Source organism: Variovorax sp. 05T418 (assembly GCF_056396385.1).
The window spans coordinates 61,495-82,729 of the sequence record NZ_JBFTLJ010000006.1 but is presented as its reverse complement, the minus strand read 5'-3'; the positions used below and the strand labels follow the sequence as shown (position 1 = coordinate 82,729).

At 68.9% G+C, this 21,235-nt stretch carries 11 protein-coding genes; all 11 read left to right on the top strand.

Features of this window, described 5'->3' with window-relative positions; genetic code table 11:
- Positions 1-39 precede the first annotated feature (39 nt).
- The 11 genes from AC1DMS_RS14150 (at position 40) to AC1DMS_RS14100 (ending at position 21,197) form a co-directional block, all read left to right on the top strand.
- Positions 40-7,533: a non-ribosomal peptide synthetase gene (locus AC1DMS_RS14150; RefSeq protein ID WP_478181239.1), complete on the top strand. Its 7,494-nt coding sequence runs from the start codon at positions 40-42 to the stop codon at positions 7,531-7,533.
- Between the two features lie 17 nt (positions 7,534-7,550).
- Positions 7,551-8,876: a glycosyltransferase gene (locus AC1DMS_RS14145; RefSeq protein WP_478181238.1), complete on the top strand. Its 1,326-nt coding sequence runs from the start codon at positions 7,551-7,553 to the stop codon at positions 8,874-8,876.
- 17 nt (positions 8,877-8,893) lie between these two features.
- Entirely contained in the window at positions 8,894-9,103 is a 210-nt protein-coding gene (locus AC1DMS_RS14140) for an MbtH family protein (RefSeq protein ID WP_412511573.1), read from the top strand.
- 196 nt (positions 9,104-9,299) lie between these two features.
- Complete coding sequence (gene xdhA, locus AC1DMS_RS14135; RefSeq protein WP_478181237.1) at positions 9,300-10,925, top strand: xanthine dehydrogenase small subunit; 1,626 nt, start codon at positions 9,300-9,302, stop codon at positions 10,923-10,925.
- A gap of 2 nt (positions 10,926-10,927) precedes the next feature.
- Positions 10,928-13,378: a xanthine dehydrogenase molybdopterin binding subunit gene (xdhB, locus tag AC1DMS_RS14130; protein ID WP_478181236.1), complete on the top strand. Its 2,451-nt coding sequence runs from the start codon at positions 10,928-10,930 to the stop codon at positions 13,376-13,378.
- A gap of 108 nt (positions 13,379-13,486) precedes the next feature.
- Positions 13,487-14,470 carry a LysR family transcriptional regulator gene (locus AC1DMS_RS14125; protein ID WP_015866681.1) on the top strand — a complete coding sequence of 328 codons (984 nt, stop codon included), beginning with the start codon at positions 13,487-13,489 and terminating at the stop codon, positions 14,468-14,470.
- A 179-nt stretch (positions 14,471-14,649) separates the two neighbouring features.
- Positions 14,650-15,933, top strand: coding sequence for an NCS2 family permease (locus tag AC1DMS_RS14120; protein ID WP_208856333.1), 1,284 nt, complete (start codon positions 14,650-14,652; stop codon positions 15,931-15,933).
- Positions 15,934-16,033: 100 nt separating this feature from the next.
- Positions 16,034-17,569 carry an ABC transporter ATP-binding protein gene (locus tag AC1DMS_RS14115; RefSeq protein ID WP_062365911.1) on the top strand — a complete coding sequence of 512 codons (1,536 nt, stop codon included), beginning with the start codon at positions 16,034-16,036 and terminating at the stop codon, positions 17,567-17,569.
- Entirely contained in the window at positions 17,562-18,707 is a 1,146-nt protein-coding gene (locus AC1DMS_RS14110; protein WP_319438988.1) for an ABC transporter permease, read from the top strand. The genes AC1DMS_RS14115 and AC1DMS_RS14110 overlap by 8 nt, the downstream gene beginning before the upstream one ends.
- A 347-nt stretch (positions 18,708-19,054) precedes the next feature.
- The gene (locus AC1DMS_RS14105) at positions 19,055-19,975 is read left to right on the top strand and encodes an ABC transporter permease (RefSeq protein WP_478181235.1); all 921 of its coding nucleotides are present in this window, start codon (positions 19,055-19,057) and stop codon (positions 19,973-19,975) included.
- A gap of 49 nt (positions 19,976-20,024) precedes the next feature.
- Positions 20,025-21,197 (top strand): BMP family ABC transporter substrate-binding protein, encoded by a 1,173-nt coding sequence (locus AC1DMS_RS14100; protein WP_018905366.1) that lies wholly within the window; start codon positions 20,025-20,027, stop codon positions 21,195-21,197.
- Positions 21,198-21,235 lie beyond the last annotated feature (38 nt).

The window sequence follows — 21,235 nt, the reverse complement described above, 5'->3', positions numbered from 1 at the left end:
CGTTGCGTTGCCGATTTCATTCAAGAGCTGGAGAAGTGCATGACTACCGCCGATCACCTGGGCCGCACCGCGCCCCTTACCTCGGGTCAGATGGCGATGTGGCTCGGCGCAAAGTTCGCGTCGCCCGACACCAATTTCAATCTTGCCGAAGCCATCGAGATCGATGGCCCCATCGACCCCGCCATCTTCGTTGCCGCCATGCGCCAGGTGGCCGATGAAGCCGAAGCCACGCGGCTGAGTTTTGTCGATACCGACGAAGGGCCGCGCCAGGTCGTGGCGCCCACCTTCACCGGCGAGATTCCGTACCTCGACTTGAGTGACGAGCGCGATCCGCAGGCCGAGGCCGAGCGCTGGATGCGCGCCGACTTCACGCGCAACATCGACCTGGCGACGGGGCCGCTGTGGCTCTCGGCGCTGATCCGCCTCTCGCCCGCGCGCCACATCTGGTATCACCGAAGCCACCACATCGTGCTCGACGGCTTTGGCGGCGGGCTCATTGCGCGCCGCTTCGCGGACGTCTACAGCGCCATGGCCGAAGGCAGCGCGGCAGTGCCTGATGAATCGCGCCTCGCGCCGATCTCGCAGCTGGCCGAGGAAGACAACGCCTACCGCGCGTCGGGCCGCTTTCCGCGCGACCGCCAGTACTGGGTCGAGCGCTTCGGCGATGCACCGGATCCGCTGAGCCTGGCCTCGCAGCGTTCGGTCAACATCGGCGGCCTGCTGCGCCAGACGGTGCATCTGCCGGCCGCCAGCGTGCAGGCCCTGCAGGCCATTGCGCAAGAGCTCGGGACCACGCTGCCGCAGATCCTCATCGCCACCACCGCGGCCTACCTGTACCGCGCCACCGGCATCGAGGACATGGTGATCGGCATCCCCGTGACGGCGCGCCACAACGACCGCATGCGGCGCGTGCCGGCGATGGTGGCCAACGCGCTGCCGCTGCGCCTGGCGATGCGCGCGGACCTGCCGATCCCGGAACTGATCCGCGAGGTCGGCCGGCAGATGCGGCAGATCCTCAGGCACCAGAGCTACCGCTACGAGCACCTGCGCAGCGATCTCAACATGCTGGTTGCCAACCGGCAGCTGTTCACCACGGTGGTCAACGTCGAGCCCTTCGACTACGACTTCCGCTTTGCGGGCCATGCCGCCAGGCCGCGCAACCTGTCGAACGGCACGGCCGAGGACCTGGGCATCTTCCTGTACGAACGCGGCAACGGGCAGGACCTGCAGATCGACTTCGACGCCAACCCCGCGGTGCACAGCGCGCAAGGGCTGGTCGACCATCAGCGCCGGCTGCTCGCCTTCATGGCCGCGGTGATCCGCGAGCCGGACCAGGCCATCGGCCATGTCGACCTGCTGAGCATGCATGAGCGCACGCAACTGCTGGTGGAGTGGAACGGCACGGCGCACCCGGTGCCCGCCAGCCATCTCACCGCATTGATCGAGGCGCAGCTTGCAGCCGACCCGCAAGGCATTGCGCTGCGCTTCGAAGGCGAGGCGATGCGCAACGGCGAACTGAACCGCCGCGCCAACCGCCTCGCGCACCTGCTGCGCGCACGCGGCGCGGGGCCGGAGCGCACCGTGGCGCTGGCCATTCCGCGCTCGATGGAGTTGATGGTGGCGCTGCTCGCCACGCTGAAGACGGGCGCCGCCTACCTGCCGGTCGACCCCGACTTTCCGCAGGACCGCATCGCCTTCATGCTCGGCGACGCGCAGCCGGTGTGCCTGGTCACGACCATGGCGCTTGCGGAGACGCTGCCGGGCGGCGCAGCGCAATTGCTGCTCGACCTGCCGCAAACGATTGCCGAACTGGGGACTTGCGCCGACACCGATCCCGCCGTGGCGATCGACCCCGACCATCCGGCCTATGTGATCTACACCTCGGGCTCCACCGGAACGCCGAAGGGCGCGGTGGTGTCGCACCGAGCCATCGTCAACCGCCTGCGCTGGATGCAGCACCGCCACGGCCTGCGGGCCGACGACCGCGTGCTGCAAAAGACGCCTTCGAGCTTCGACGTGTCGGTCTGGGAATTCTTCTGGCCGCTGATCGACGGCGCCACGCTGGTGCTCGCAAAGCCGGGCGGCCACAAGGATGCGGCCTACCTGGCCGATCTGATTGCCAGCGAAGCCATCACCACGATCCACTTCGTGCCGTCGATGCTCGAGGTCTTCCTGCGCGAGCCCGCCGCGTCCGCCTGCAGCACGCTGCGGCGCGTGATCTGCAGCGGCGAAGCCCTGTCGCCCGCGCTGGTGTCGCAGTTCCAGCAGCGCCTGTCCTGCGAGCTGCACAACCTCTACGGCCCGACCGAGGCCGCCGTCGACGTGACCTCGTGGGAATGCCCGCGCGAGCCGCAAGCCGCAGCGGCACTGGCGAGCGTTCCGATCGGCCGCCCGATCTGGAACACGCAGATGCATGTGCTGGACAGCGGCCTGCAGCCCGTGCCGCCGGGCGTGACCGGCGAGCTCTACATCGCGGGTATCGGCCTGGCGCGCGGCTACCTCGGGCGGCCGCTGCTGAGCGCCGAACGCTTCATTGCCAACCCGTACGGCGAGCCCGGCAGCCGCATGTACCGCAGCGGCGATCTTGCGCGCTGGCGCAGCGACGGCAGCCTCGACTTCCTGGGCCGCGCCGACCAGCAGGTGAAGATCCGCGGCCTGCGCATCGAGCCCGGCGAGATCGAATCGGTGCTGCTGCGGCATCCGCAGGTGGCGCAGGCCGCGGTGCTTGCGCGCGAGGATGTGCCGGGCGAGAAGCGCCTGGTCGCCTACGTGGTGGCTGCCGATGCGGCCGATCTGCAGGCCGCCGAGCTGCGCACGCACCTGGCGCAGGCCTTGCCCGAGTACATGGTGCCCTCGGCCTTCGTGAGCCTGCCGGCGCTGCCGCTGGGCCCGAGCGGCAAGCTCGACCGCAAGGCGCTGCCGGCGCCCGAGCTGCAGGCCGCCACGCCATATGCGGCACCGCGCACGCCCACCGAAAGAATATTGGCCGGGCTCTGGGCCGAGACGCTGCACCTGCCGCGCGTGGGCATCCACGACAACTTCTTCGAGCTCGGCGGGCACTCGCTGATGATCGTGCAGCTGATCTCGATGATCCGTCAGCAGTTCATGATCGACCTGCCGCTGGACACGCTGTTCCAGGTCTCCACCATCGCCGGCCTCGCGGAGCTGCTCGACCAGGAGACGGTGGCGCGCCCCAGCCTCGTGCCGATGCCGCGCCCGGCCCGCATTCCGCTGTCGTTCGCGCAGCGCCGCCTGTGGCTGATGAACCAGCTCGAGGAAGGCAACCCGGCCTACAACATGCCGCTGGCCCTGAGGCTTTCCGGTGTGCTGGACCGCGCAGCGCTGCACGAGGCGCTGGGCGACCTGGTGCAGCGCCACGAGAGCCTGCGCACCATCTATCCGAACGACAACGGGCTGCCCTACCAGCACATCCTGGACGGTGCCGAGGCGCGGCCGGCGGTGATCGAAGCCGACAGCAGCGAGGACGAGATTGCCGCGCAGCTGCATGCCGCGGCGCACCGCGGCTTCGCGCTCGGCACCACACCGCCCCTGCGCACGCACCTGTTCAAACTGGCCGCCGACGAGCACGTGCTGCTGCTCTTGACGCACCACATCGTCGGCGACGGCGCCTCGCTGCTGCCGCTGGCGCGCGACCTGAGCGTGGCCTATGCGGCGCGCTGCGAAGGCAAGGCGCCGGGCTGGGCGCCGCTGCCGCTGCAATATGCCGACTACGCGCTGTGGCAGCAGGAACTGCTCGGCAGCGAAGACAACCCCGACAGCATGGCCGGCCGCCAGCGCGAGTTCTGGCGTGAGACCTTGAGCGACTTGCCCGAGCGGCTGAGCCTGCCCGTCGACCGCCCGCATCCGGCGGTGCCCAGCTACCGCGGCGACGTGGTGCCGATGCAGATCGCGCCGCGCGTGCACGAGCGCATGCTGCAGCTGGCGCGCGACGGCCAGGCCAGCGTCTTCATGGTGCTGCAGGCCGCACTCGCGGGGCTGCTGCACCGGCTCGGCGCCGGCGACGACATCGCCATCGGCACGCCGGTGGCCGGGCGCAGCGACCACGCGCTGGACGAGCTGATCGGCTGCTTCGTCAATGCGCTGGTGCTGCGCACCGACCTCTCGGGGCAGCCGAGCCTGCGCGAGCTGATCGCGCGCGTGCGCACCACCAACCTGGCGGCCTACGCCAACCAGGAGCTGCCGTACGACCGCATCGTGGAGCTGCTGCGGCCGGGCCGCTCGGGCGCCAACCTGCCGCTGTTCCAGGTCATGCTGGGATTCCAGCAGGGCAGCAACCGGCTGTCCTTCAGCCTGCCGGGCCTGTCGATCACGCCGCAGCCGGTGGCCGTGGACACCGCAAAGTTCGACCTGTCCTTCATCCTCGACGAGCAGCGCGGCGCCGACGGCCTGCCCGGCGGCATTGCCGGCGGCATCCAGTACAGCACCGACCTGTTCGACCGCGGCACGGTCGAGGCCATTGCGGCGCGGCTCGCGCGCCTGCTCGAAGAGGCCTGCGATGCACCCGACGAACCCATCGGCAGCCTGCTCATCCTGAGCGCCGAGGAAAACCGCCGTGTGCTGGAGGACTGGAGCGGCCGCACGCGCGAGCTGGCGCCGCTCACGCTGGCCGCCATGGTGCAGGCCCATGCCGCCGAGCGCCCGCATGCGGCGGCGGTGGTGCGCGACGATGCGACCGTGAGCTATGCCGAGCTCGACCTGCGCGCCAACCGGCTCGCGCACCTGCTGCGCAACCGGGGCATCGGCGCCGGCGCCATCGTGGCGACGGTGCTGCCGCGTTCGCTCGACCTCGTGGTCGCGCACCTGGCCATCGTCAAGGCCGGCGCGGCCTACCTGCCGATCGATCCGGCCCACATGGCCGGGCGCAGCGCCTTCGTGTTCGAGGAAGCGGCGCCCGCCGCCGTGTTGACCCATGCCGCGCTCCTGCCGCAGCTGGCCGGCGTGCCGCACTGCATGGCGCTCGATGGCGACGAGACGGCCGCCGCGCTGGCAATCCAGCCCGACGGCCTGCCGGCGCAAGCTGCCGATTCGCAGCAGGCCGCCTACGTCATCTACACCTCGGGCTCCACCGGCGTGCCCAAGGGCGTGGTGGTGCCGCATGCGGGTCTCGCCAGCCTGGGCGCCGCGATGATGGAGCGGCTTGCGATCACGCCCGATTCGCGCGTGCTGCAGTTCTCCTCCAGCGGCTTCGATGCTTCCGTGATGGACCAGCTGATGGCCTTCCACGCCGGCGCCGCGCTGGTGCTTCCCGCGGCGCAGCCGCTGCTGGGCACGGACTTGGCCGAGCTGCTCGAGAGGCAGGCCATCAGCCACGCGCTGATTCCGCCTGCCGCGCTGGCTACCTTGCCGCCAGGCGAATTTCCGCGGTTGCAGACGCTGGTGGTGGGCGGCGACGCCTGCCCCGCGGCGCTGGCCGCGCGCTGGTCGCAGGGCCGCCGCATGGTCAACGCCTACGGCCCGACCGAGATCACCATCTGCGCGAGCATGAGCGCGCCGATGGATGCGACGGAACTTCCCTCCATCGGCCAGCCGGTCTGGAACACGCGCATGTACGTGCTCGACGACAGCCTGCGCCCGGTGCCGCCCGGTGTCGCGGGCGAGCTGTACATCGCCGGCAGCGGCGTGGCGCGCGGCTACCTCAAGCGGCCCGTGCTGAGCGCCGAACGCTTCATTGCCAATCCGTATGGCGAGCCCGGCAGCCGCATGTACCGCAGCGGCGATCTCGCGCGCTGGCGCAGCGACGGCAGCCTCGACTTCCTGGGCCGCGCCGACCAGCAGGTGAAGATCCGCGGCTTCCGCATCGAGCCCGGGGAGATCGAGTCGGTGCTGCTGAAGCATCCGCAGGTGACGCAGGCCGCCGTGGTCGTGCGCGAGGACATCCCGGGCGACAAGCGCCTGGTGGCCTACTTTGCCGCCGCCCCCGATCCGCAGCCGGTCGAGCTGCGCGCGCACATGGCAAAGGCGCTGCCCGACTACATGGTGCCCTCGGCCTTCGTGCACCTGCCGTCGCTGCCGCTGACACCGAGCGGCAAGCTCGACCGCAAGGCGCTGCCCGCACCCGAGCAGCAGCAGGCCGGCGCGCAGTACGTGGCACCGCGCACGGCCACCGAGAAGCTGCTTGCGGGCCTGTGGGCCGAGACGCTGCAGCTGCAGCGCATCGGCATCCACGACAACTTCTTCGAGATCGGCGGCCATTCGCTGATGGCGATCCAGCTCGGCATGCGCATTCGCCAGCAGCTGCGCGCGGACTTCCCGCATGCCGAGGTCTACAACCGCCCCTCGATTGCCGAGCTGGCCGCATGGATCGACGACAACGCCGGCGGTGGGGCCGAGGCGCTGGACCTGTCGCGCGAACTCGAATTGCCCGCGCACATCCGCCCGCAGGGCATTGCTGCACCGGCGCTGAAACCCAAGCGCGTGTTCCTCACCGGTGCGAGCGGCTTCGTCGGCAGCCACCTGCTGGCCGCATTGCTGCGCGACACCGCGGCCTGCGTGGTGTGCCACGTGCGCGCCGAGGACGTGCAGGCCGGCGAGCTTCGCCTCAAGCGCACGCTGGCCCAGCGCCGGCTGGGCGCGGTGTGGGACGAGGCGCGCATCCAGGTCGTGACCGGCGACCTCGGCAAGCCGAGCCTGGGCCTGGAGGAGCACGCCGTGCAGCTGGTGCAGGACGGCTGCGACGCCATCTACCACTGCGCCGCGCAGGTCGACTTTTTGCATCCCTACGCGAGCCTCAAGCCCGCGAACGTCGACAGCGTGGTCACGCTGCTCGAATGGACGGCGCAAGGCCGCGCGAAGAGCATGCACTACGTCTCCACGCTCGCGGTGATCGATCAGAACAACAAGGAAGACACCATCACCGAGCAATCGGCGCTGGCCTCGTGGAGCGGGCTGGTCGACGGCTACAGCCAGAGCAAGTGGGTCGGCGATGCGCTGGCCCGCGAGGCGCAGGCGCGCGGCATGCCGGTGGCGATCTACCGGTTGGGCGCAGTCACCGGCGACCACGCGCATGCGATCTGCAATGCCGACGACCTGATCTGGCGCGTGGCGCACCTCTACGCCGACCTGGAAGCGATTCCCGACATGGACCTGCCGCTCAACCTCACGCCGGTGGACGATGTGGCGCGCGCCATCCTCGGCCTGGCGGCGCAGCAGGCCTCGTGGGGCCAGGTGTTCCACCTGACGAGCCAGGAGGCGCTGCGGGTGCGCGACATTCCGCCGGTCTTCGAGCGCATGGGCATGCGGCTGGAGCCGGTGGGGCTCGAGTCCTGGCTGCAGCGCGCGCACCAGAGGCTGGCCACCGTGCAGGACCGCGACCTGGCCGCGGTGCTCGCGATCCTCGACCGCTACGACACCTCGGCCACGCCGCCGCAGGTGAGCGGCGCCGCCACGCATGCGCAGCTCGAAGCCATCGGCGCGCCGATCCGCCCGGTGGACCGCGAGCTGCTGCAGCGCTACTTCGTCGACCTGGGCATCGACACCAAGGCGCGCCGCGCCGCGGAAACCACCACTTCATAGGAAGGAGCAAGAACGCAATGGCAAGCTATCTCATCGCAGCCACCGCCTTGCCGGGCCACGTGCTGCCGATGCTCGCGATCGCGCAGCATCTCGTGGGCCTCGGCCACGAGGTGCGGGTGCACACCGCGAGCCAGTTCAGGGCACAGGCCGAGGCCACCGGCGCAGGCTTCACGCCGTTCGCACCCGCGATCGACCACGACTACCGCGACCTCGACAAGCGCTTTCCCGAGCGCCAGCGCCTGTCGTCCGCGCATGCGCAGCTGTGCTTCGGCCTCAAGCATTTCTTTGCCGATGCCATGGCCGCGCAGCACGTGGGGCTGCGTTCGATCCTCGAGGAGTTCGAGGCCGATGCCATCGTGGTCGACACGATGTTCTGCGGCACCTTCCCGCTGCTGCTCGGGCCGCGCGACAGGCGTCCGGCCGTCGTCGCCATCGGCATCTCGGCGCTGCCGCTGTCCAGCTGCGACACTGCCTTCTTCGGCACCGCGCTGCCGCCGTCGAGCACGCCGGAAGGGCGCGCGCGCAACCGGGCGATGAATGCCAACCTCAAGCAGGCGATGTTCGGCGAAGTGCAGTGCCACTTCGACGGCTTGCTGGCGCGCTCGGGTTCGCCCGCGCTGCCGGAATTCTTCGTCGATGCGATGGTCAAGCTGCCGGACCTGTACCTGCAGCTCACGGCGCCTTCCTTCGAATACCCGCGCAGCGACCTGCCCGCATCGGTGCGCTTCGTCGGCCCGCTGCTCGCGCCCGCGAGCCGCGGCTTCACGCCGCCCGATTGGTGGCACGAACTGGACGACGGCCGCTCGGTCGTGCTGGTGACGCAGGGCACGCTGGCCAACCAGAACCCGGCGCAACTGATCGGCCCGGCGCTGCAGGCGCTGGCAGGCGACAGCAACGTCCTCGCCATCGCCACCACCGGCGGCCCGGTGCCGCCTGCGCTGGCTGCGAACCTGCCCGCCAATGCGCGCGTGCTGCCGTTCTTGCCCTACGACCGGCTGCTGCCCAAGGTGCATGCGATGGTCACCAACGGCGGCTACGGCTCGGTCAACCATGCACTGAGCCTCGGCGTGCCGCTGGTGGTGGCCGGCACCAGCGAAGAGAAACCCGAGATCGCCGCGCGCGTGGCCTGGTCGGGCGCGGGCATCAACCTGGGCAGCGGCCAGCCGGGCGCGCGCCAGATCGGCGACGCCGTGCGCAAGGTGCTGGGCGAGTCCAACTATCGGCAGCGCGCGGCCGCATTGCGCGAGGATTTCGCGCGCCACCAGGCGCTCGCCGGCATCGCCGAGGCGCTGGCGGCGCTGCGCCGCACCACCACAACCCCCGCATCCGCGGCCATGGCCTGAACCCCGAGGAAATCGACATGAGCAACCCGTTCGACGACAAGAGCGCCAGCTTCCTGGTGCTGCTGAACCACGAGGGCCAGCACTCGCTGTGGCCCGCCTTCATCGCCGTGCCCGCCGGCTGGCAGGTGGCGCTGGCAGCGACCGACCGGGCCGCCTGCAATGCCTTCATCGATGCGAACTGGGTCGACATGCGGCCGCGCTCGCTGGCGGCGGCGGGCGGCGGCTGACGGTACCCGGCGCTCGCCACCATGGGCGCGCTCAGGCCCATGGCCCGGGAATTGCTCTCGCTCTCCAGGGTTTCCCCCTAGGCCGCATACCCGCGTCCACATACGCAATATGGCGCCTGCGGTATGTGGGCAGGGGCACAAGCGGCTAACGTCCAGGCTTGGCCGGGAAACCGAGCCGCCCACGAGGCCAAAGAGCATGAGCACAGAGAGCAGCAGCAACAACAACAGCACGCAACCCGTCCGCTTCTTCCACCGCGGCAGGATCGTCGACGTCAGCGGCGTCCATCCGACCCGCTCGGTGCTCGACTGGCTGCGCGAGGACGCGCACTGCACCGGCACCAAGGAAGGCTGCAACGAGGGCGACTGCGGCGCCTGCACCGTGGTGATCGGCGAGCTGGCCAGCGACGCCAACGCGCCGGGCACGGTCGGCGGGCTGCAGCTGCAGACGGTCAATGCCTGCATCCAGTTCCTGCCCACGCTGCACGGCAAGGCGCTGTTCACGGTCGAAGACCTGAAGGCGCAGTGCGCGGCGGCCCAGCCGCAGGACAACGGCAAGAAGCACGCCGTCCACACGCTGCACCCGGTGCAGCAGGCGATGGTCGACTGCCACGGCTCGCAGTGCGGCTTCTGCACGCCGGGCTTCGTGATGTCGCTGTGGTCCGCCTACGAGCACCACCAGGCCGAGGGCACGCAGCCCACGCGCCAGCAGCTGGCCGACGAGCTCTCGGGCAACCTGTGCCGCTGCACCGGCTACCGGCCGATCCTCGATGCCGGGCAGCGCATGTTCGATCTGCCGGCCGTGCGGCTCGACACGAAGCCCGTGGTGGCGGCGCTCACCGCCTTGCAGAACGACGGCCTGGAATACGCCGCGCCGCTCGGCGCCCGCATCGACCACTTCCATGCGCCGCGGACGCTGGCACAGCTCGCCGCGCTGCGCGAACAGAAGCCGGGCGCCCAGCTGCTGGCCGGCTCGACCGACGTCGGCCTCTGGGTCAACAAGCAGTTCCGCGACCTTGGCGACATCATCTACGTGGGCGACGTGGCCGAGATGAAGACCATCGAGACCCGGCAGAACGACCAAGGCGGCGAGCTCTACATCGGCGCGGGCGCCTCGCTCGAAGCCGCCTTCGAAGCCCTGGTGCAGCGCGTGCCGAGTCTCTCGGACGTGTGGCTGCGCTTTGCCTCGCCGCCGATCCGCCACGCCGGCACCATGGGCGGCAACGTGGCCAACGGTTCGCCCATCGGCGATTCGCCGCCGGTGCTGATGTCGCTCGATGCCGAGATCGAGCTGCGCCGCGGCGACGCGGTACGCCGCATGCCGCTGCCCGATTTCTACGTCGACTACATGAAGAACCAGCTGCAGCCCGGCGAGTTCGTGCAGGGGCTCGCGGTGCCGCTGGCCGCCATGCGCCGCCAGGTGCGCGCCTACAAGATCAGCAAGCGCTTCGACTGCGACATCTCTGCCCTGTGCGCAGGCTTCGCGATCGAGCTCGAAGAGGGCAGCGACACCGTGAAGGCCGTGCGCCTGGCCTTCGGCGGCATGGCGGCCATCGTCAAGCGCGCCGCAAATGCCGAAGCGGCACTCGTCGGCAAGCCGTGGACCCAGGCCAGCGTCGCCGCCGCCAAGCTCGCGCTCGCGCAGGACTTCAAGCCGCTGTCGGACATGCGCGCCTCGGCCGACTACCGGCTGCAGGTGGCGCAGAACCTTGTCCAGCGCCTCTGGCTCGAAACGCGCACCGAAGACGCGCTGTCGCTCGAAGAGACCAGTGTCTGGAGCGTGATGCCCCATGCCGTCGTCAAAGCCGCGGCCGAAGGAGCCTGACCATGAACAAACCCATCGACGCCCGCCTGCTGCAGCCCGCCGAGGCCTTTGCCGACTACCTGAAGAACACCGCCGCGCGCATCGACCCCGTGGCCGAGGCGATCGCGCACGACCTTGGCGCGCGTGTCGGCATCAGCCGGCCGCACGAATCGGCGCACCTGCACGTGGCCGGCGAAGCGACCTACATCGACGACATTCCCGAAATCACCGGCACGCTGCATTGCGCGCTGGGCCTGTCGCCCGCAGCGAACGGCCGTGTCACGGCGCTGTCGCTCGACGCGATCCGCACGATGCCCGGCGTGGTCGCGGTGCTCACGGCCGACGACATTCCGGGCACCAACGACTGCGGCTCGATCGTCCACGACGATCCGATCCTCCTGCCCGTGAACGAGGGCGGCGAGATCCGCTACCTCGGCCAGCCGGTGTTCGCGGTGATCGCCGAAACGCGCGAGGCCGCGCGCCGCGCCGCTTCCAAGGCCAAGGAGGCGATGACCATCGAGGCCGAGCCGCCCGTGCTCACGCCGCAGGAGGCGCATGCGCGCGGCCAGTACGTGGTGCCGCCGATGCACATCGTGCGCAGCGGCGGCGTGGCCAACGAAGGCGACGAGGCCGCCGTGCGCGCCGCCATCGCCAAGGCACCGCACCGCCACAAGTCCACGCTCGAGGTGGGCGGGCAGGAGCAGTTCTACCTCGAAGGCCAGATCAGCTACGCCATTCCGAAGGAGGGCGGTGCGCTGCACATCCACTGCTCGACGCAGCACCCGAGCGAGATGCAGCACCTGGTGGCGCATGCGCTGCATTTGCAGTCGAACGAAGTGCATGTGGAATGCCGGCGCATGGGCGGCGGCTTCGGCGGCAAGGAATCGCAGTCGGCGCTGTTCGCCTGCGTGGCGGCCATTGCGGCGCGGCAGCTGCAGCGCCCGGTCAAGCTCAGGCTCGACCGCGACGACGACTTCATGATCACCGGCCGCCGCCACTGCTTCTGGTACGAATACGACGTCGGCTACGACGACGAGGGCCGCATCCTCGGCGCGGAGATCACCATGGTGTCGCGCGCCGGCCACTCGGCCGACCTCTCGGGCCCGGTGATGACGCGCGCGCTGTGCCACTTCGACAACGCCTACTGGCTGCCCAACGTGGCCATGCACGGCTACTCGGGCAAGACCAACACGCAGAGCAACACCGCGTTCCGGGGCTTCGGCGGGCCGCAGGGCGCGATTGCCGTCGAGAACATCATGGACTCGGTGGCGCGCGCGCTGGGCCGCGATCCGCTCGACGTGCGGCGCGTCAACTTCTACGGCACGACGCAGAACAACGTCACGCCCTACCGCCAGACCGTGACCGACAACATCGTCCATGAACTGGTGGCCGACCTCGAAGCCAGCAGCGGCTACCGCGCGCGGCGCGAAGAGATTGCGGCGTTCAACGCAAAGAGCGTGGTGCTCAAGCGCGGCCTCGCGCTCGCGCCGCTCAAGTTCGGCATCTCGTTCAACGTCAAGCATTTCAACCAGGCGGGCGCGCTGGTGCATGTGTACACCGACGGCTCGATCCTCGTGAACCACGGCGGAACCGAGATGGGGCAGGGCCTCAACACCAAGGTGGCGCAGGTGGTGGCGCACGAGCTGGGCGTGAGCTTCGAGCGCGTGCGCGTCACGGCAACCGACACCACCAAGGTGGCCAACACCTCGGCCACGGCCGCATCGACCGGCGCCGACCTGAACGGCAAGGCCGCACAGGACGCCGCGCGCCAGATCCGCGAGCGCCTGGCCGAGAGCGCGGCGGAGCGCCATGGCGGCAAGGCGAGCGAGGTGCGCTTTGCCAACGACAAGGTCGAGGTCAACGGCCGCTCGCTGGCCTTCAGCACCGTGGTGGGCGAGGCGTATCTCGACCGCAAGCAGCTCTGGTCCGACGGCTTCTACGCCACGCCCGGCCTCAGCTGGGACAAGGACAGGATGCAGGGCCGCCCGTTCTACTACTACGCCTACGGCGCGGCGGTGAGCGAGGTGATCGTCGACACGCTCACCGGCGAATGGAAGCTCTTGCGCGCCGACATCCTGCACGACGCGGGCAAGTCGCTGAACCCGGCCGTGGACATCGGCCAGGTCGAAGGCGCCTTCATCCAGGGCATGGGCTGGCTCACCACCGAGGAACTGGTGTGGCATCCGCAAAGCGGCAAGCTCACCACGCACGCGCCCAGCACCTACAAGATCCCGACCGCCAACGACTGCCCGCCCGTCTTCAACGTGCGCCTGTTCGAAGGCCAGAACTTCGAGGACTCGATCCACCGCAGCAAGGCCGTGGGCGAGCCGCCGCTCTTGCTGCCGTTCTCGGTGTTCTTCGCGATCCGCGATGCGGTGTCGGCGGCGGGTGGGCACAAGATCGATCCGCCGCTGAAGGCGCCGGCCACGAGCGAATCGATCCTTCGCGCCATCACGGCCGTGCAGTCCGCCTAGCCACTCGTAGACTTTGGCGCATGTCCAAAGTCATCCCCATGCCCCACGCCCTCGTCCTCTTCGCGAAACACCGCGGAACCGGCTTTGCCGCCGTGGCGGGAGAACGCCATGCGTGACCAGGCATTGTTCGACAAGATCGATCTTCATCTGATCCGGGTGCTTCACACCGTGCTGACCGACCGCAGCGTCTCGCGCGCCGCCATTCGCCTGGGCATGTACCAGCCGGCCGTCTCGGCCGCGCTGAAGCGGCTGCGCGAACTCTCGGGCGATCCGCTGCTGGTGCGATCGGGCTCGGGCATGGTGCCGACCGATGCGGGGCTGCGGATGATCGAGCCGGCCGCAAGCATCCTGCGCGCCGCCGAAATGCTTTTTTCCGATGCGCGCGGCTTCGAGCCGCAGTCGGCGGCCACCACCTTCCGCATCGCCGCAAGCGACTACATGGACCCGCTGTTCCTGCCGATGCTGGTGGCGCACGTGAAGCGCGAGGCGCCGCTGTGCCAGATCGAGATCCATGCGCTCACGCCCGATTCCGACTACCACGGCCACCTCGCGCTCGGCCAGGTCGACCTGGTGATCGGCAACTGGCTCAAGCCGCCGGAAGACCTGCACATGGCGCGGCTCTTCGGCGACGAGGTGGTGTCGCTGGTCAACCAGGACCACCCGGCCGTGCGCCGCGGCTGGGATCTGGAGACCTGGCTCGCGGCCGAGCACATCGCCCCCACGCCCATGCACCCGGGCGGGCGCGGCATCATCGACCAGATGCTCGACGAGCTGGGCCGGCAGCGCAACATCACGGCGCGCTGCGCGCACTTCAGCCTGATCCCGGACATGGTCGCGTCGAGCCTCCTGGTGCTCACCACCGGCCGCCAGTACTGCGAGCGCTTTGCCGCGCGCCTGCCGGTGAAGATCCTCGAGTGCCCGGTGGCGCTGCCGCGCCTCATGTACTACCAGCTCTGGCACGAGCGCACCCATTCTTCGAGTTCCGCGCGCTGGCTGCGCGAATGCATCAAGGACGTGGCGGCGTCGCTGCGGCCCGCCTTCACCACGCCGGCCTCGCGCGCCTTCGCGGCCGAAGCCCCCGATCCGCCCTGACGATTCTTCCTCTGGCCGCGCCGGCGTCGCGGCCGAGGCATGTTTGAACGAACCGCCACATACAACAGCTGGAGACAAGCGACATGAACAGGTTTGAAGAGGTGCCCAAGGTCACCGATCCCCACGCCTCGGGGACAGCCGCGCGCAGCGCGCCGCAGGGCGCGAACTGGCTTGAACGCATGTTCAAGCTGACCGAGCACAACACCACCGTGCGCACCGAAGTCATCGCAGGGCTCACCACCTTCCTGACGATGGCCTACATCATCTTCGTGAACCCCTCGATCCTCGGCGATGCGGGCATGCCCAAGGGCGCGGTGTTCGTGGCCACCTGCCTGATCGCGGCGCTGGGCACGCTGATCATGGGCCTGTATGCCAACTACCCGATCGCGATGGCGCCGGGCATGGGACTGAACGCCTACTTCGCCTACGTGGTGGTGCTGGGCATGGGCTACACGTGGCAGGTGGCGCTGGGCGCGGTGTTCATCTCGGGGACGCTGTTCCTGATCGTCACGGTCACGGGGCTGCGGGAGCTGTTCATACAGGGCATACCGCAGTCGCTGCGAACGGCAATCACCGTGGGCATCGGCATGTTCCTCGCGCTCATCGCGCTCAAGAGCGCGGGCGTGGTCGCGGCATCGCCGGCCACCTTCGTCACGCTGGGCGACCTGCACTCGGCGCCGGTGGTGCTGGCGACGCTGGGCTTCCTCGTGATCGTGACGCTCGACCGGCTCAAGGTGCGCGGCGCCATCCTCATCGGCATCATGCTGGTGACGGTGCTGTCGTTCTTCTTCGGCGGCAACAAGTTCCATGGCGTGTTCGATGCGCCGCCGTCCATTGCGCCCACCTTCATGCAGCTCGACATCCTGGGCGCGCTCAAGGGCGGCATCCTGAACGTGGTGCTGGTGTTCTTCCTGGTCGAGATGTTCGACGCCACCGGCACGCTGATGGGCGTGGCCAAGCGCGCGGGCCTCCTGGTGCCCGGCAAGATGGAGCGCATGAACAAGGCGCTCCTGGCCGACAGCGGCGCGATCTTCGCGGGCTCGCTGCTCGGCACCTCGAGCACCACGGCCTACGTGGAAAGCGCGGCCGGCGTGCAGGCCGGCGGGCGCACCGGCCTCACGGCGGTGGTGGTGGCGGTGCTGTTCCTCGCCTGCCTGATGATCTCGCCGCTCGCGGGATCGGTGCCGGCCTATGCCACCGCCCCGGCGCTGCTCTTCGTGGGCTGCCTGATGCTGCGCGACCTCGTCGAGCTCGACTGGGAAGACACCACCGAGGTGATCCCCGCGGCCGTGACCGCGCTGGCCATGCCTTTCACCTACTCGATCGCCAATGGCCTGGCCTTCGGCTTCATCACCTACGCGGTGCTCAAGCTCTGCACCGGCCGGGCACGGGAAGTGCATGCGATGGTCTGGGTGATCGCGGCGATTTTCCTGTTCAAGTTCGCCTACATCGGCGGACACTGAGGGGCGCGCCGTCGGGCGCCGATGGACGCGGAAGCTGCTATTAAACTTATAGCTGCTTCCGCTTTGTTGCTGTTGAACGAGACAAACCCACGAACCCGGCATGACAACCCCCAGACTCCAGCTCGCGAACATCACCAAGCGCTACCCCGCGGTGGTGGCGAACAGCGACATCTCGCTGGCCGTGGCGCCCGGCGAGATCCATGCCGTGCTCGGCGAGAACGGCGCCGGCAAATCGACGCTGATGAAGATCATCTACGGCTCGGTCAAGCCCGACGAAGGCACGGTGGTCTTCGACGGCCAGGCCGTGAGCCTGCGCAACCCGCAGCAGGCGAGGGCGCTGGGCATCAGCATGGTGTTCCAGCACTTCAGCCTGTTCGACACGCTGACCGTGGCCGAGAACGTGTGGCTGGGCCTGGACAAGTCGCTGCAGCTGGCCGAGGTGGCGCGCAGCATCACGGCCAAGGCCAGCGAATACGGCCTGGACATCGATCCCTCGCGGCCGGTGCACACGCTGTCGGTGGGCGAGATGCAGCGGGTGGAGATCATCCGCGCGCTGCTCACCAACCCCAAGCTGCTGATCCTCGACGAACCGACCTCGGTGCTCACGCCGCAGGCGGTCATCAAGCTCTTCGGCGTGCTCAACAAGCTGGCGTCGGAGGGCTGCAGCATCCTCTACATCAGCCACAAGCTGCACGAGATCCGCGAGCTGTGCACGGCCTGCACGGTGCTGCGCGGCGGCAAGGTCACGGGCGTGTGCAATCCGCAGGACGAAAGCAACGAATCGCTCTCGCGGCTGATGATCGGCAGCGAGCCGCCGCCGCTGCAGCACCGGCCGGTGCATGCGGGCGCGGTGGCGCTGCGCGTGAACGGGCTCACGCTCGCGCGCGAGGACCAGTTCGGCGTCGATCTCGACGGCATCTCGTTCGAGGTGCGCGCCGGCGAGGTGGTCGGCATTGCGGGCGTGTCCGGCAACGGGCAGAAGGAACTGCTCTACACGCTCTCGGGCGAGGACGTGCGCGCCGAGTCCGCCATGGTGCAGGTGTTCGGCAAGCCGGCCGGCCGGCTGCGGCCGCGTGCGCGGCGCGCGATGGGCCTGCACTTCGTGCCCGAGGAGCGGCTGGGCCGCGGCGCCGTGCCCACGCTCGGCCTTGCGCACAACCTGCTGCTCACGCGCGGCAATGCGGTGGGCAAGGGCGGCTGGATCCGCACCGGGGCGCTCGAAAAGCATGCAAAGGCCATCATCGAGCGCTTCAACGTCAAGGCCGGCGGGCCGAATGCCGCGGCGCGATCGCTCTCGGGCGGCAACCTGCAGAAATACATCGTCGGCCGCGAGATCGACGCCAACCCCAAGCTCTTCATCGTGTCGCAGCCGACCTGGGGCGTGGACGTGGGCGCGGCCGCGCTGATCCGCGGCGAGATCCTTGCGCTGCGCGACGCCGGCTGCGCGGTGCTGGTGGTGAGCGAAGAGCTCGACGAGCTGTTCGACATCAGCGACCGGCTGCACGTGATCGCCAAGGGCCGGCTGTCGCCTTCCGTCGACCGCGCGGCCGCCACGCTGCCGCAGATCGGCGAATGGATGAGCGGCCTCTGGGAGAAGAAAAAGAACAACAACATCAAGGAGGCGACCCATGCTTAAGCTCGAACCGCGCCCGGAGCTGTCGCGCTTCTGGACCTTTGCCTCGCCGATCCTCGCGCTGCTGATCACCGTGCTGATCGGCGTGGCGCTGTTCGCCGCGCTCGGCAAGGACCCGGTCAAGGGCCTGCTGGTGTTCTTCTACGAGCCGATCAAGAGCGGCTACGCGATCGGCGAGCTCACGATCAAGGCGACGCCGCTGCTCATCATCGCGCTCGGGCTGGCGGTGTGCTTTCGCTCCAACGTCTGGAACATCGGCGCCGAGGGCCAGTTCGTGTTCGGCGCCATTGCCGCGGGCGGCGTCGCGCTGATGGCCGACAAGACCACGGGCTCGTGGATCGTGGTGGCCATCCTGGTCGCGGGCACGGTCGGCGGCATGGTGTGGGCCGGCATCGTGGCCTTCCTGCGCGACCGGTTCAACGCCAACGAGATCCTCGTGAGCCTGATGCTGGTGTACGTGGCCACGCTGCTGCTGGGCTACATGGTGTTCGGCCCCTGGAAGGATCCGCAGGGCTACAACTTTCCGCAATCGAAGACCTTCGAGGCCGTGACGCAGATCCCGCGGCTCTTCAAGGGCTCGCGCGTGAGCATCGGGCTGATCATCGCGCTGCTGGGCGTGGGCGCGCTCTGGGTGTTCCTGTTCCGCACGCGCGCGGGCTTTGCGCAGCAGGTCGGCGGGCTCGCACCCGCGGCCGCGCGCTATGCGGGCTTCTCGGCGCGGCGTGCCATCTGGATCGCGCTGCTGACTTCGGGCGGCGCGGCGGGCCTGGCCGGTGCGCTCGAAGTCGCCGGCCCGCTCGGCCAGCTCACGCCCTACGTGCCGGCGGGCTACGGCTTCGCGGCGATCATCGTGGCCTTCGTCGGCCGGCTGCATCCGGTGGGCATGGTGTTCTCGGCCATCCTCATGAGCATGTTCTACATCGGCGGCGAGCTCGCGCAGTCGCGCCTGGGCCTGCCCAAGTCGCTGACCGGTGTGTTCCAGGGTTTGCTGCTCTTCACGCTGCTGGCCTGCGACACGCTCATCGCCTACCGCATCCGCCGCAAGGCCGCTGCCAAGGCCACCACTCTCTCGACGAGTTCGCTCCAGGTCAGCACGCCGTTGACTGCGCCCGTTGCGCGATCGAACGAAGGAGCGCTCTAGCATGAAGCCTTGCTTTTCTGTGCGCCGCGCCGTTCGGCATTCAGGGCGCGCTCCCGCCGACGGGGTACCTTGCTCCGCGAATGTCCCCCGGTCTGCGGCCTCCTCCTTTATTTCGCTGCGCAAGGCACCCCATCGGCGGAAGCGTGATTCAGAGCGGTCGTTGATCAGCGGTACACCACGAGCGTGCCCTCGTGCACAGGGCATCGGGTGCTCCCCGCAGCGAAATCGAGGAGGAGGCGAAGCCGGGGGACATTCGCGGAGGGGAGTACCCGGTGGCCTGGGCACGCGCCCTGAACAAGAGCGCCCGAAAACAGCCGAACAACGAAACGCACGGGGAAGCCACTGACATGGACAGCTACGCACTCCTCCTAGGCTCCACGCTGAGCGCCGGCACCGTGCTCGCGATCGCCGCACTGGGCCTCCTGATCAACGAGAAAGCCGGCATCGTCAACCTCGGCGCCGAGGGCATGATGCTCTGCGCCGCCATCGCCGGCTTTGCGACGGTCGTCATCACCCATAACCCCTGGCTCGGCTTCCTGGCCGGCATGGCGGCTGGTGCACTGCTCGCCGGCTTCTTCGGCGTGCTGGTGATCTGGCTCAACACCAACCAGTACGCCACCGGCCTCGCGCTCAGCCTGTTCGGCGTCGGCTTCTCGGCCTTCGTGGGCATCAACTTCGTGCAGGCCAAGCTGCCCGAAAGCGTGTCTTACGCCGTGCCGGTGCTCGGCGACATTCCGCTCGTCGGCCCCGCGCTTTTCCGCCACCACCCCATGGTGTATTTCGCGGTCGTCCTGACCTTCGGCCTCATCTGGTTTCTCTACCGCACCCGCGCCGGGCTCGTGCTGCGCTCGGTGGGCGAGTCGCCCGAGTCGGCGCATGCGCTCGGCTATCCGGTGCGGCGCATCCGCTTCATGGCGGTGATCGCGGGCGGCGCACTCTGCGGCCTGGCGGGGGCGTACCTCTCCACCGTCTATACGCCACTCTGGGTCGAGGGCATGGTCGCGGGCCGCGGCTGGATCGCGCTGGCGCTCACCACCTTCGCCACCTGGCGGCCGATCCGCGTGTTGCTGGGCGCCTACCTGTTCGGCGGCGTCTCGATGCTGGGCTTCCACCTGCAGAGCAGCGGCGTCGACGTGCCGCCGCAGTTCCTCAGCATGCTGCAGTACATCGCGCCCATCGTGGTGCTGGCGCTGATCTCGCGCAACCCGGCCTTCATCCGCATCAACATGCCCGCTTCGATCGGAAAACCGTTCTACCCCGGCTCATAATCTCGCTTCTCGATTTCCGCCAACCTGTCCTTTTTGAGGATTTCCGACAATGAATGATCTGAACAAGCGCTCCCTGCTCAAGCTGGCCGCCCTCACGGCGGTCGCTTCGGCGGCCCTGATCGGCTGCGGCAAGAAAGAGGAAGCGGCTGCACCGGCTGCGACCCCCGCACCGGCGCCGGCACCCGCTGCCGCCGCTCCGGCACCGGCAGCGCCGCTCAACATCGCATTCGCATACATCGGCCCGGTGGGCGACGGCGGCTGGACCTTCGCGCACGACAACGGCCGCAAGGCGCTCGAGAAGGAATTCGGCGACAAGATCAAGACCACCTTCGTCGAGAGCGTGCCCGAGGGCGCCGACGCCGAGCGCGTGTTCCGCGACATGGTCGGCCAAGGCAACAAACTGATCTTCGGCACCACCTTCGGCTACATGGAGCCGATGCTCAAGGTGGCCGCCGACAGCAAGGACGTGAAGTTCGAGCATGCCACCGGCTACAAGACCGCCGAGAACATGCGCACCTACGACAGCCGCACCTACGAAGGCGCCTACATGGCCGGCGTCATTGCCGGCGCCATGACCAAGAGCAACACGCTCGGCGTGGTCGGCTCGGTGCCGATTCCCGAGGTGCTGCGCAACATCAACAGCTTCACGCTGGGCGCGCAGTCGGTCAACCCGAAGATCACGACCAAGGTGGTGTGGGTGAACGAATGGTTCAGCCCACCCAAGGAAACCGAAGCCGCCACCGCCCTCATCAACGGCGGCGCCGACGTGCTGTTCCAGAACACCGACTCGCCGGCCGTGCTCAAGACCGCGCAGGAAAAGGGCAAGCGCGCCTTCGGCTGGGATTCGGACATGACCGCCTACGGCCCCAAGGCCCACCTGGCCTCGGCCACCATCAACTGGGCGCCGTACTACATCAAGGCCACGCAGGACGCACTCGACGGCAAGTGGGCCACGGGCCAGGCCTGGTGGGGCGTGAAGGAAGGCGCCATCGACCTCGTCTCGATCGCCGAGGACGTGCCGGCCGAAACCAAGGCCAAGGTCGAGGAAGTGAAGAAGGGCCTGAAGGACGGCAGCTTCGCGATCTGGAAGGGCCCGATCCTGGGCCAGGACGGCAAGGAAGTGGTCGCCAAGGATGCGGTGGCCGACGACAAGTTCCTGTCGGGCGTGAACTTCTACGTCAAGGGCGTGGAAGGCAAGGTGCCGGGCGGGGACAAGAAGTAAAGCGCTGCGCGCGCTTTGCATGAAAGGGTCGCCTGCGG

Coding starts and splice junctions, on each gene's coding strand:
- AC1DMS_RS14150 (WP_478181239.1), top strand. CDS start 40: ATGACTACCGCCGATCACCTGGGCCGCACCGCGCCCCTTACCTCGGGT.
- AC1DMS_RS14145 (WP_478181238.1), top strand. CDS start 7,551: ATGGCAAGCTATCTCATCGCAGCCACCGCCTTGCCGGGCCACGTGCTG.
- AC1DMS_RS14140 (WP_412511573.1), top strand. CDS start 8,894: ATGAGCAACCCGTTCGACGACAAGAGCGCCAGCTTCCTGGTGCTGCTG.
- xdhA (WP_478181237.1), top strand. CDS start 9,300: ATGAGCACAGAGAGCAGCAGCAACAACAACAGCACGCAACCCGTCCGC.
- xdhB (WP_478181236.1), top strand. CDS start 10,928: ATGAACAAACCCATCGACGCCCGCCTGCTGCAGCCCGCCGAGGCCTTT.
- AC1DMS_RS14125 (WP_015866681.1), top strand. CDS start 13,487: ATGCGTGACCAGGCATTGTTCGACAAGATCGATCTTCATCTGATCCGG.
- AC1DMS_RS14120 (WP_208856333.1), top strand. CDS start 14,650: ATGTTCAAGCTGACCGAGCACAACACCACCGTGCGCACCGAAGTCATC.
- AC1DMS_RS14115 (WP_062365911.1), top strand. CDS start 16,034: ATGACAACCCCCAGACTCCAGCTCGCGAACATCACCAAGCGCTACCCC.
- AC1DMS_RS14110 (WP_319438988.1), top strand. CDS start 17,562: ATGCTTAAGCTCGAACCGCGCCCGGAGCTGTCGCGCTTCTGGACCTTT.
- AC1DMS_RS14105 (WP_478181235.1), top strand. CDS start 19,055: ATGGACAGCTACGCACTCCTCCTAGGCTCCACGCTGAGCGCCGGCACC.
- AC1DMS_RS14100 (WP_018905366.1), top strand. CDS start 20,025: ATGAATGATCTGAACAAGCGCTCCCTGCTCAAGCTGGCCGCCCTCACG.